Below are 12,296 nucleotides of genomic sequence, written 5' to 3' on the forward strand. Positions count from 1 at the left end.
ACTCCCGTTAAAATAAACCTATCCACGACCCCAGAATGCCCACCAGCGCCATTCCGCCGATAATAGAAAGCGGTTTAACCTTGCGCCCCAGCAGCCAGTAAACGATGCCAAAACTCACCAGCGGCAGCATGCAGGGCAGGATGTCGTTGATAATGTCCTGCACCTGGGTTTTCGCCTCTCCGGCGCCGAATGAGAGGGGGATGGTGATATCAATCATTGAGGCGGTCATCGCCCCGACCACCATCAGGCCGATAATCGACGCGCCGTAGGTCAGGCTCTCCATCATTCCGCTCTTCTGGATCCGCTGCAGTACCCCGGTACCCAGCACATAGCCCCAGCGGGTAAAGAACCAGCGCACCAGGATGTGCGGCACGTTGAACACCAGCAGAAACAGAATGGGACCGAGAATGTTGCCCTTTAACGCCAGGCTGGTGCCGATGCCGGTAGCGATCAGGCGCAGCGTGCCCCAGAAAAAGGAGTCCCCCAGCCCGGCCAGCGGCCCCATCAGCGACGCTTTGACGTTATCAATCGCGTTGGCGTCCATGTTCTTCTGCTGGCTATTCTTCTCCTCCATCGCCGTGGTGATCCCCAGCAGCAGGGTGACGATATGCGGCGTGGTATTGAAGAACACCAGATGCCGTTTCAACGCCCCGGCCAGCTCCTCTTTGCGCGGATAGAGCTTTTTCAGCACCGGAATCAGCGCGTAAACAAAGGCGAGATTCATCTGCCGCTCATAGTTCCACGAGAACTCCATCTGGAAGGAGCGCCAGAATACCCGGCGTAGATCGCGCGGCGTGATACGGGCCTCTTCCTGCGCCTGCGGTTGCAGAGTCTCTTCAGAAATCATCTTCGTCGTCATCGCTGACTCCTTGTTCTGTCGTCGTACGAGGTGAGCTCAGCGCGGTGACGTTAACCATCACCACCGCCACGATAGCGCCGAGAATAGCGATGCCGGTCACCGGGATTTTCAGGTAGGCCATCAGCACAAAGCCGAGGAAAAAGTACGGCGCGACTTTCTTATTAATCAGCAGCCTGGCGAGCATTGCGAAGCCGAGTGCCGGAATAATGCCGGTAGCGACGCTGAGCCCGTGTTTGATAAATTCCGGGATGGTATCGAGCAGGGATTTCACCGCATTGCTGCCGACCAGGAATGAGATGGTCACCACCGTGGCGAGCATCAGCGACAGCCCGAAGCCGGCAATCAGATGCATGCGCTCAATGCCGCCCGTATCCGCCCGCTCCGCGTAGCCGTCAGCCTTCTGGCTGAGCATCGGGATAAACATCCCCAGATAGACGTTTTTCAGGATCAGCGTCAGGGTGGCGATGGGCAGGCCAAGCAGCAGCGCCGTTTCCGTTCCTGCGCCGGAGGTAATAGCGAACGCCACGCCGAGAATACCGCCGGTTACTACATCAGGCGGGATCGATGCGCCGACGGAGAAAGAGCCGATAAACGCCAGCTCGAGCGTCGCGCCCATGATGACGCCGGTCTGGACATCCCCCAGCACCAGCCCGGTCAGCAGCCCGGTGACGATTGGCCGCGAAATCAGCGACGTCCCCAGGGCATATTCCGATTGCGCGATAAACGCCACCAGACCCAGTAAGAGAGCCTCTACCATAATCTGTCCTCCGCGGAGTTAAACGCATTGCGCAAAAAGCTGTTTGCGATCGTTAGGGACCTGGCGGATCTCAACTTCGACGCCTTTCCCGACCAGCTGCTGCAGTTGTTCAATTTCTTCCGGCAGTAAATTAATCGCCTTAGAAATATTTTTACTGCCCTCTTTGGCTTTTATTCCGCCGAGATTAATACTTTTTATCCCCTCGACGGCGCTGGCAATACGCCAGGCGTCATTGACCGATTCCACGACGATAAAAAGATGATATTTATCCGTCACGCCGCTTTTTATCGATTCGATAGCGTCGTTAATATTTTTAATCACCAGTTTTACCGAAGGCGGTTTAGCGAGCTTAATTGTGGTTTTCCGCAGCTCATCTTCAGGGACATTATCGTTGGCGATTAAAATGCAATCGGCGCCGACATACTGGGTCCAGGAAAAGGCCACCTGGCCGTGAAGTAATCGATGGTCAACCCTTAATAGCGTAATCATGGTGTTCCCTCATTTCAGAAGTCTTTATCAATAGTCATCGCACTGGCAATCGTCTGATTGCAGTACTGAATGCTCTCTTTGGCGCTTGTTAATGCTTCAGAAATTAATTTCTCGGTATTTTCTTCGCCTGCGGAAATAAGTAAATCAATAATCAGCGGCAGGTTTAAACCAGACAATAAATGAAAATTAGGGCGCGATAAAAAACGCACAAACTCATTATTGACGCTACCGGCGAAAATATCCGTAATGACAATCAGCTCATCCTGGGTGGGGAAACGCGCCAGCAGCATCTCCACCTGCTGCGTCAGATCGGCCTCCTCTTCGACATAGGCGCAGAGAGTATAAATATCCGGCTGCTTACCGAGGATCAGCTCCACGGAGTTCAGCAAACCGTTAGCAAAGGTGCCATGGCTGGCAAAAATATAGTGTCGTTTCATCCTTACCTCGAAAGCGCATTCCACTGCTTTCTTAATTGCAACCGGCGTGCCAGAAACAGTGGCGTGCCGGTTAGCGCAAGGACGAACCGATGACGAGTCTTAAAACTCTTGATCTTCCTGAATAAATTCCGTTTCTCGCGTCAGGATATCGTGAATGTAATACAGCTCAACGGCGGGGATTTTGACACTATATCCGTTCTCAATGACACTAAAGGCCTCGCGCAGAATAACCAGCTCGCTCTCCGGACACTGTTTGCCGGAATAATGGGATGGCGAAGCGTTACGGATCAGGCGTTCTATCAGACAGCTGATATGCACGTACAGCGCCACCTTGCGATCGTTAGGCACATCGCAGCCGGCCAGATGCTCATAGCGCAGTAAAAACTGCTCGACCTGATTGATCACTTTACCGGTATCGAGGATCGTCACCGACTCGATCACCCGGCGCAGCGAGAAATTTTTCAGGATCAGGTTATTGATCTCGCTGACCTGCTCAGCGGAGGCCAGTTCGCCGAAGATACGCATCAGCGGGCGGCTTCCTTCGCCGGAAATCAGCGAATCCAGCGAGATCCACGGCAGATCGGCGAGATGCGGATCGAGGGTGCCGACAATCGCCAGCACCTCATAGCGGCTGAGCATCGGCGCCCGCCGCGCGGGATCGGCGAGGGTTTCCACATCGCATGCCACAATATCGATGCCGAGCGTCTCAGGAATGCTGGCTTTTAACAGCGCCGACAGATTCGCCGCCGCCCCCAGACCGGTGGCGCAGGTTGTAAGAATCGCCCGCGGTTTGTCCGTTTGCGGGTAATAGAGCTGATGCTCAACCGCGAGGTCATTGCCTATCTCCCGGACGATATCTTCCAGCATATCGCCCTGCAAAACCCGCTCCCCGACGTACATCGCCATCCCGGTCGAGACGTTATTAATAATCGCCATCGGCGTGGACAGCCGGCGGTTGAAGTGGCTGTGAATGGCGTTCAGCGATCCCATATCGACCAGAATGACCAGTCCGGAGGCCAGCGCGTGACTCTCGATCCAGGCCATCACCTGGTTAGCGATAGCCTCCGGCGTCACGTCGAGCGGCATATCGAATGACTCAAACAGCTGGCTTTTCAGCAACCGGTTCGCCACGTTGGCGATGCTGCTGGCGGTGGCGTAACCGTGGGCGAGGATAACTGCCCGGGTCACCTGCTGCTGGCTAATGGCGCCATTTTTCTGTAACCACAGCACCAGCAGCAGCAGGTCAATGCGTCGGGGTTCAATATCCAGCTTCAGCGCCAGCGCGGCGAGGATCTCTTCACAAAAGCGATACAGCAGCGGGTATTTCTGCGCCAGGAAATCCTCCAGCTGGCGGCTTTTCTCATTGCTCATCGTCGACTGCGCCTGGCGAGAACGATGAATCAGGTAGTGGCTCAGGGCGTAGATACAATTGCCGTTAAACTGAATATTGAAGCGCTTTTCAAGGCGATAAAACTCCTCCCGCACCTGATGGGTTATCAGCAGCAGCAGATGCGAGCTGTTGGCATCATGATTATCGAAAACCAGCCGATCGAAGAGGGTTTCCATCTCCTCGCCCATGCTTTTTTGCGCCTCTTCCCAGACCGTTTTTTTACTCAGCACCGCCTCATACAGCGCGAGAACGCGGCACTGAGCATCATAGATCAGCCCCTGAACCGGGTCGCGCGCGCGCAGCAGCCAGACCAGGCTGGTCTGCGGTTCAATAAGCAGCGGCTCCTGCTGGCCCATCGGTTCGCTAAGCGCCGGCGTCGCGGCCATGATATTTTCCGGCAGATCGTGCAGCGTGACGTTTAGCCTCTCGCTGCCCGGAGACCTGGCCCACGCCGACGCGACGGCGTACTTGACGACATTCTTCAGCTCACCGACGTTGCCGCGATAAACGTAGTGCGTCAGCACCTGTAAAAGCCGGGGCGTCAGCTGCAGCCGGGCGGACAGCGTGCGGGCCTCCTGCCAGAAAAACTGCAGCGTTAACGCTTCTTTCTCGCCGCGGCTGCGGTTTTGTAAATCAGGCAGGCTAATGAGGATCGGAATACGACGAATAAAGGTGGTCAGAAACGTGCTGTGAATATCTTCGGTGGTGGCAAACACCAGCCGCAGCGAAATCGGCATCCCCTGCGCCGTCTCTCCCACCCGATAGATCTCTTTGCGGTCCAGCCAGGTGAAGAGCTTCTCCTGGCCCTGCGCATCGAGGCGGTGGACTTCATCGAGAAACAGCACGCCGCCGTTTGCCGCCTCAAACGCCCCGGCTTTATCGCCCTGCGCGCCGGTAAACGCGCCTTTGACGTAGCCAAACAAGTTGGCGGCCAGCAGCTCCGGGTTGCTGGCGTACTGGGCGCAGTTGAAGCAGACAAAGGGCGCATCGGGCGCCAGCAGTCCCTGGGCGATAGCAAACTCATGCATCAGCTCCGCCATATAGCTTTTGCCGGTTCCGCTGTCGCCGACGATCAGCAGCGGCAGCCCGCCGTTGGGATAAAACAGCGCGGTTTTCATCTGTTCGATAGGCTTGCGCAGGCTACCGTCATGGCCGGTAAGCAATGAAAAATGATCCGCCTGTTCCGGCTGCCGATCGCTCTCCGCGAGCAGCTCCGCCATGCTGGCGTACTCGCTGCGGGAAAGGGGGAAAAACTGCTGGCAGAAGGCGGCCTTATGCAGGAAATAGACCGGACGGGTATTAATCTTCACCAGCACATCCTGGGCCACCAGCTGATTCAGATAGTGGCTGGCGGTGTTTCTTTGCATCGCAAAACGCTGGGCCAGGTAGCCGGCAGTGAAGACCTCGCTCAGGTTATCCGGATCAAAAAAATCGGTCTGATTTTGCAGAAAAGCCAACAGTTCCGTTTTACGCATCGCATCCCCCATCAATGCAATCATAGGTACTTAGAGCCTCTTCCAGTAGGCGTTATTGGCGCAGGCAGTTTGAACACGGCCAGCGCGGAAGAACCGGAGCGTACACGTAGTACGTGAGGATTATTCGCTACGCTCCCCCTCCAGGCCGCCCTGAGGGCGTTCAAAACTCTGCGAGTTTTGTCTGAGCACTGCCCAGGTTCAAAATGGCAAGCAAAATAGCCCTAATGGGATAGGCTCTTATGATGCGGGAAATCCACCAACCATTGGCGCTTAATTCATTATTTGCGGTTCAGAGCACAAAAAAAACGACGCCCAAATCCGCGGGCGCCGCACAACAAACCGATTACAGCCGCGACAGGGCCTCCCGCATCCCCGCGCTCAAAATGACTTCCAGATACCGCGTGACCTGTTCGGCAAGCCCCGGTATTGCCGTCAGATCTTCACCCCAGTGCCCGGTATCCTGCAGGACTTCGGTGACCAGTTCATGCAGCGGGCGGCCTTGCGCCACCTGCGCCCATCCAGCGGCAAAACGGCTTAGCCAGACGTCATCGTCCTGCAGCGGATACGCCTGCCCGTCGCGCTGCCCGCGATAGAAGGCGATGAGCGCCGCCAGGGCGAACGTTAGCCGCGGCGGGATTACGCCGCGCTGGCGGATATGCGTCAGCAGCTGCGGCAGGATCCGGGTGCGAAATTTGGTCATGCCGTTCAGGGCGATAGAGAGCAGCTGATGGCGAATCCAGGGATTAAGAAAGCGCCCGGTCACGGCATCGGCAAACTGCCTCAGCTCATCGGCCGGTAAATCCAGCGCCGGAATAATCTCCTCGTCGATAGTTTGCTGCACATAATGGCGAATGGCTTCGTCCTGCATCGCTTCGCCAACGGTATCGACGCCGCACAGCCACGCCACCGGCACCAGCGCGGTGTGCGCGCCGTTAAGAATGGCGACTTTGCGCTCTTTATAGGGCCGGATATCCTCTACGAGACGGATATTGAGCGGGTAACGTTCGAGCCGCAGCGTCTTCGCCAGCGCCTGCGGCCCCTGGATAACGAACAGCCAGAAGTATTCGGCGGTATCCAGGAAAGCATCATGGTAGCCCAGCTCCGCTTCGAGCTTTTCCGCTTCCTCGCGCGGGTAGCCGGTGACGATGCGATCAACCAGCGTTGAACAAAACGTATTGGCGGTCTCAACCCAGTCGCGAAAAGCCGCGGGCAATTGCCACTCTTCGGCATAGCGCAGCACCAGCGCCTTCAGCGCTTCGCCGTTGTAGTCGATCAGCTCACACGGAATCATCGTCCATCCCTTATCCGCTGCGCCGTTGAAATGGCGGAACCGTTCGAACAGCAGCTGGGTCAGCTTCGCCGGAAAGCTGACCGGCGGCTTATCGTCAGGCCGGTCTCCGGCGTGATAGCTGATGCCCGCTTCGGTGGTATTTGAAAATACGAACGCGATCGCCGGATTACGAGCCAGCGCCAGATAGCCGGCAAAATCCTGCCACGGGTTGATCTCGTTATTCACCGATCGAATAATCCGCGACTCGCTCACCGCCTCGCCGCGTTCGTCCAGCCCGCGGATCGCCGTGGTGTAGAGTCCGTCCTGGATATTAAGCGACGGCGGAAACTCGGTGTTGATCGGGCGAATGATGGTCACGCCTGCCGCCAGATCGGTTTGCTCATTCAGCAGGTCCAGCTGCCAGTCGATAAACGCCCGCAGGAAGTTGCCTTCGCCGAACTGAATCACGCGCGTCGGGTACCGCGGCCCGGGAAAATCTTTTCTGTTTAACGATTTCATAGCCTTTCCTGCTAAAAATGAATGACGCCTTTGATAAGCTGGCGATTGTTAATCACGTCGTTTTCGTAAATCTCGGCCAGCGACCTGAAATCGTAGCGGTGAGTAAGCATCATCCCGGCGGTCACTTTCCCCTCGGCCATCAGCCGCCCGACTTTGGCAAAATCCTCTTCCGTCGCATTACGGCTGCCCATCATGGTCGTCTCTTTCTTATGAAACTCCGGGTCCGGGATCTGCAGCTCACCTTTAAACAGGCCAACAAAGATGATGCTGCCGCCGTGGCGGATTAAATTCACCGTATTGTTCATCGCCTGCTGATTCCCCGTGGCGTCGATCACCTTCTGCGCCAGCGAACCACCAAACGTGGCACACAGCTTTTCGGTGAACTGCGGGTCGGAAGGGTCGAGCGTGGCCAGACCAAGGTGCTGCGCCACGTGGTCGCGCCGCGCCGGGCTGGTATCCGCCACCACCACCTGCGCCCCGTCGGCTTTGGCGATCGCCGCCGCCCCGAGACCAATGGGGCCCGCGCCGACCACCAGCACCTGCTCTCCCGGCTGGATAGCGGCGCGACGCACCGCGTGGGCGCTGATAGCAAAAGGCTCAATCAGCGCCGCGGCTTCCGGCTCGACGTCATCTACCACCAGCAGATTTTTTACCGGCACGCAGAGGTACTCGCTAAACCCGCCGTCCCGATGTACGCCGATCACGGAAATTTTCTCGCAGCAGTTTGTCCGGCCGCTCAGGCAGGCCGGACACTGACCGCAGGCGACGTAGGGTATAACGGCAACCTGCTGTCCGCTTTTCAGATTAAGAATATTTTTACCCAGACCGATAATCTCACCGCATATTTCATGACCGAGCACGCGCGGATAGCTAAAAAAAGGTTGATTCCCTCCCCAGGCATGAATATCCGTACCACAAATCCCCACCGTTTTTATTTTAATAAGCACTTCATCATCGCCGGGAATGGGAATCTGGCGTTTTTCCCAGCGCAATATTTTGGGTTCCTGACACACTAATGTATTCATCGACGTCATAATAATTTCCTCCGTATTTGTTGGTTTAGATATCGATGAAAAACAGAGGTGAGAATAAATTCATTGCAAAAATTGTGAAATCTCGCGCACAAAACTGTTTTAAATCCGGTTTTAATAGCTAAAAAAATGGAGATGCATAATGAGCCGCTCGCAAAACCTTCGTCACAACGTCATTAACCAGGTCATAAACGATATGGCGCGCGGCTTTCTTCCGTCGCCGCTGCCCTCACAAAGCGCGCTGGCGGAGATGTACAACATCAGCCGCACCACCGTGCGCCATATCCTCAGCCACCTGTGCGAGCGCGGCGTGCTGCGCCAGAGCGGTCAGGACTACCAGATCCTTCGCCAGCCGGAGATGCAGGACGGCTTCGATGGCTCCAGCGCCTCGCTGGCCGAACAGAACCGTCTCTTCGAGCAGGCGTTTTACACCATGATTAACCAGCGCCAGCTGCGCGCCGGAGAGATATTTTCCGAGCTACAGCTGGCGCGTGCTGCCGGCGTCAGCCCGGTCGTGGTCAGGGAGTTTTTGTTGAAATTCAGCCGCTACAACCTGATTGAAAGTGAAAAGCGCGGCCAGTGGAATATGAAGAAGTTTGAGCAATCCTGGGCCGAGCAGCTGTTCGAACTGCGGGAAATGCTGGAAACCCACGCGCTACAGCACTTCCTCAACCTCCCGGACAACGACGCCCGCTGGCTGCAGGCGAAAACCCTGCTTGAGCGCCATCGCGCCCTGCGTGACAGCATCGGCGACAGCTTTCGTATGTTTTCCCAGCTCGATCGCGACTTTCATTCTCTGCTCCTGTCCGCGGCTGAGAATATATTTTTTAATCAATCACTTGAGATTATTTCCGTAATTTTTCACTTTCACTATCAGTGGGATGAGAGCGACCTTAAACAGCGCAATATCATCGCCATTGATGAACATATGACTATCCTGAGCGCGCTTATCTGCCGCAGCGATCTGGACGCCAACCTGGCGCTGCGTAACCACCTGAACTCGGCGAAGCAATCAATGATTAACTCGCTCAGGCAGAGCGAATCCCGGGCTTATTAAGTACCGATTAAAAACAGAAAATGATAATCAGCAGCACAGATCTCAAAACATAAACCAGCGCCAGAAAAAAGGTTATTTATGCTGAAAACAAGTCGACTTACTTTACTGTGAAATAGGTGGGTGGGGTTTAAACCATTCGATGTCACTTGTCGTTCAAATAGAATAACCAGGAGTCAGGCGTGGAATCACGAAATATCACTATCGACCCGCAGACAACCTTTGATAAAGGAAAGGCGGAGACGATGACTGTTCCGTTAGATAATACGTTAACGCGTAGTACTCGCATTAAAAAAATTCAGACAACGGCAATGATCCTGTTATTTCTGGCGGCGGTGATTAATTACCTCGACAGAAGTTCATTGTCCGTCGCGAACTTAACGATTCGCGAGGATCTGGGGCTCAGCGCCACCGAAATCGGGGCGCTGCTGTCCGTTTTCTCGCTGGCCTACGGCATCGCCCAGCTTCCCTGCGGGCCGCTGCTGGACCGTAAAGGTCCGCGCATCATGCTGGGGCTGGGGATGTTTTTCTGGTCGCTGTTTCAGGCGGTCTCGGGGATGGTGCACAGCTTTACCCAGTTCGTGCTGGTGCGTATCGGCATGGGGATCGGCGAAGCGCCGATGAACCCCTGCGGCGTCAAGGTGATCAACGACTGGTTTAATATCAAAGAGCGCGGCCGCCCGATGGGCTTCTTTAACGCCGCCTCGACGATTGGCGTCGCGATCAGCCCGCCGATCCTTGCCGCCATGATGCTGATGATGGGCTGGCGCGGGATGTTTATCACCATCGGCGTGCTGGGGATCTTCGTCGCTATCGGCTGGTATATGCTCTATCGCAACCGGGAAGATATCTCTCTCACCGCCGACGAGCAGGCCTACCTTAACGCCGGAAGCGTCAACGTTCGCCGCGACCCGCTGAGCTTTGCCGAATGGCGCAGCCTGTTTAAAAACAAAACCATGTGGGGAATGATGCTGGGCTTCAGCGGCATCAACTATACCGCGTGGCTGTATCTGGCGTGGCTGCCGGGCTACCTGCAAACGGCGTATAGCCTCGATCTGAAAAGTACCGGTTTTATGGCCGCCATTCCTTTCCTGTTCGGCGCCGCCGGGATGCTTATCAACGGCTACGTCACCGACTGGCTGGTTAAAGGCGGCATGGCGCCGATCAAAAGCCGTAAAATTTGCATTATTGCCGGGATGTTCTGCTCCGCCGCGTTTACGTTAATTGTGCCGCAGGCCACTACCTCTATCGCTGCGGTGCTGTTAATCGGTATGGCGCTGTTCTGCATCCACTTTGCCGGCACCTCCTGCTGGGGGTTGATTCACGTCGCGGTGGCCTCGAGAATGACCGCGTCCGTCGGCAGCATCCAGAACTTCGCCAGCTTTATCTGCGCCTCCTTCGCGCCGGTGGTGACCGGGTTTATCGTCGATACCACCCACTCATTCCAGCTGGCGCTGATTATCTGCGGCTGCGTGACCGCCCTCGGCGCGCTGGCCTATATTTTCCTGGTTCGTCAGCCGATTAGCGACCCGCGTAACGGCTGAATCTCAACGCCCTGCTGGCGGCGGGGCGCTCAACGTTGCGCTCATTTCATACTGTTTTAATGCCATGGGCGTATAGCCGGCGGCGTGAAACAGCGGCGTAAAGCGCTCCGGGATGGTCACCGAGGTCCCGAGCCCCGGAAAGCGTTTGGCGAGCGCCATCAGCATTTCCCGTCCCAGCCCGCGCCCGCGGGCGGCGGGATCGACCCATAAAAACTGCAGCTGCGGCCTGCTGGTTAAGGTCGCCAGCACGGCGAAAGCCTGTTGATGTAGGCTCAGCGCCCGGCACGGCAGGGTGCTGAAGGTGAGCGGGTCCATCAGCCACGGCAGCTGGCCGTTAATCTCGGCGCCGGCCCTGCGCGTCAGCGCCAGCACGTCATACTCCTGCAATACGGATGACTCCTCGCTCGCGGCCTGCACGCTCAGATAGCCGCACAGCCCGTGCCGCACCTCGAAGCCCAGCGATTGATACAGCGCCACCGCGGCGTGGTTGTCGCGGATAACCTCCAGCCACATCCGCCGTACGCCCTGCTCGCGCAGCGCGTCGATAAGCGGCGACATCAGCCGGCGGCCAACGCCCTTTCCGCGATACGCAGGCCGCACCGCGAACGCCGCCAGCCTGGCTTCATCGCCGCGGCGGGCGACGACCGCCATCGCCGCGGGGACATCTCCATCCAGCCAGACGCAGGAATCCAGCAGGCTCAGCCCTTCAGCGCTAAAACGCTGGACAAAAACCTCTACCGATAGCGTGACGGGAACCAGGTAATCTTCGAAACAGTCGCAAAGGATCGTCGTCAGCTGCGCGACGCTGAACTGGGTGGCGGAAACGGCGGTAAGCTCCATACATTTCTCCCGGAGGCTGCTATGCTGAGGTGATGAAAACTAACACTATAACCGCCGCCGCGACGTTACGCCTGACTGAGGAGAGAGACATCCCTCTTCTGCCCGCCATTGAGCGCTCGGCGGCCCAGGCTTTTCGCCAGATCCCGGCGCTGGCCTGGCTGGCGGAAAGCGAAGTGATAAGCCCCGAGCGCCACCGGCTGTTTCTTGAAACTGACCATAGCCTGCTGGCCGTGGCCGATGACCAACCGATAGGCTTCCTGCTGAGCGAACCGCTGGACGATGCGCTGTTTATCGTGGAGATCGCCGTTCATCAGGCGTGGCAGGGACGAGGCGTTGGCCGCATGATGCTGGAGCAGGTTATAGAGACAGCCCGCCAGGCGGCGTATCCGGCGGTCACGCTCACCACCTTCCGCGACGTGCCGTGGAACGCGCCGTTTTACACGCGCCTGGGGTTTTCAATGTTAAGCGAGCTAAGGCTACCGGCAGGGCTGGCGGCGAAAAGGGAGCTGGAAACGGAACACGGCCTGCCGCCGGAAACGCGCTGCGCCATGCGCTTAGCGCTGTAGCCTCCGGCGCTGATTTCAGCGGCAGAATATGGTACAAAGTACCATTCAAAACTTACCCGTTGATA

General features: G+C 56.8%; 11 protein-coding genes. 3 read left to right on the forward strand and 8 right to left on the reverse strand.

Annotated elements, in window-relative coordinates:
- Positions 1-7 precede the first annotated feature (7 nt).
- The 7 genes from ABLV30_RS12685 to ABLV30_RS12715 all read right to left on the reverse strand — a co-directional run bounded on the left by ABLV30_RS12685 (position 8) and on the right by ABLV30_RS12715 (position 8,230).
- A complete protein-coding gene (locus tag ABLV30_RS12685; protein WP_014227807.1) occupies positions 8-859 on the reverse strand; it encodes a PTS system mannose/fructose/sorbose family transporter subunit IID in 852 nt (283 codons plus the stop codon).
- On the reverse strand, positions 837-1,616 hold the full coding sequence (locus ABLV30_RS12690; RefSeq protein WP_025106880.1) for a PTS mannose/fructose/sorbose/N-acetylgalactosamine transporter subunit IIC: 780 nt from the start codon (positions 1,614-1,616) through the stop codon (positions 837-839). Before ABLV30_RS12690 ends, ABLV30_RS12685 begins: the two co-directional genes overlap by 23 nt.
- A gap of 18 nt (positions 1,617-1,634) precedes the next feature.
- Entirely contained in the window at positions 1,635-2,105 is a 471-nt protein-coding gene (locus ABLV30_RS12695) for a PTS sugar transporter subunit IIB (RefSeq protein WP_025106881.1), read from the reverse strand.
- Between the two features lie 14 nt (positions 2,106-2,119).
- Positions 2,120-2,542 (reverse strand): PTS sugar transporter subunit IIA, encoded by a 423-nt coding sequence (locus tag ABLV30_RS12700; RefSeq protein WP_049083205.1) that lies wholly within the window; start codon positions 2,540-2,542, stop codon positions 2,120-2,122.
- A 99-nt stretch (positions 2,543-2,641) separates the two neighbouring features.
- Positions 2,642-5,407, reverse strand: a complete 2,766-nt coding sequence (locus ABLV30_RS12705) for a sigma-54-dependent transcriptional regulator (RefSeq protein WP_265801755.1) — start codon at positions 5,405-5,407, stop codon at positions 2,642-2,644.
- Between the two features lie 343 nt (positions 5,408-5,750).
- Entirely contained in the window at positions 5,751-7,196 is a 1,446-nt protein-coding gene (locus ABLV30_RS12710) for a tagaturonate reductase (protein WP_265801753.1), read from the reverse strand.
- 11 nt (positions 7,197-7,207) lie between these two features.
- Positions 7,208-8,230, reverse strand: a complete 1,023-nt coding sequence (locus ABLV30_RS12715) for a zinc-binding alcohol dehydrogenase family protein (RefSeq protein WP_148851457.1) — start codon at positions 8,228-8,230, stop codon at positions 7,208-7,210.
- Between the two features lie 139 nt (positions 8,231-8,369).
- Between ABLV30_RS12715 and ABLV30_RS12720 the strand changes: the two genes are divergently transcribed.
- Positions 8,370-9,284 carry a GntR family transcriptional regulator gene (locus ABLV30_RS12720; RefSeq protein ID WP_265801750.1) on the forward strand — a complete coding sequence of 305 codons (915 nt, stop codon included), beginning with the start codon at positions 8,370-8,372 and terminating at the stop codon, positions 9,282-9,284.
- 179 nt (positions 9,285-9,463) lie between these two features.
- Positions 9,464-10,825: an MFS transporter gene (locus tag ABLV30_RS12725; RefSeq protein WP_014227799.1), complete on the forward strand. Its 1,362-nt coding sequence runs from the start codon at positions 9,464-9,466 to the stop codon at positions 10,823-10,825.
- Positions 10,826-10,828: 3 nt separating this feature from the next.
- On the opposite strand, the gene ABLV30_RS12730 is transcribed toward ABLV30_RS12725, so the two are convergent.
- Complete coding sequence (locus ABLV30_RS12730; protein WP_148851458.1) at positions 10,829-11,665, reverse strand: GNAT family N-acetyltransferase; 837 nt, start codon at positions 11,663-11,665, stop codon at positions 10,829-10,831.
- A 32-nt stretch (positions 11,666-11,697) separates the two neighbouring features.
- Here ABLV30_RS12730 and ABLV30_RS12735 point away from each other — a divergent pair, with 32 nt between their 5' ends.
- Positions 11,698-12,231, forward strand: coding sequence for a GNAT family N-acetyltransferase (locus ABLV30_RS12735; RefSeq protein ID WP_029946908.1), 534 nt, complete (start codon positions 11,698-11,700; stop codon positions 12,229-12,231).
- Positions 12,232-12,296 lie beyond the last annotated feature (65 nt).

Origin of the sequence: Klebsiella sp. CN_Kp113 (assembly GCF_040064585.1) — a bacterium.
In the GTDB taxonomy this organism is placed as follows: Bacteria; Pseudomonadota; Gammaproteobacteria; order Enterobacterales; family Enterobacteriaceae; genus Klebsiella; species Klebsiella michiganensis.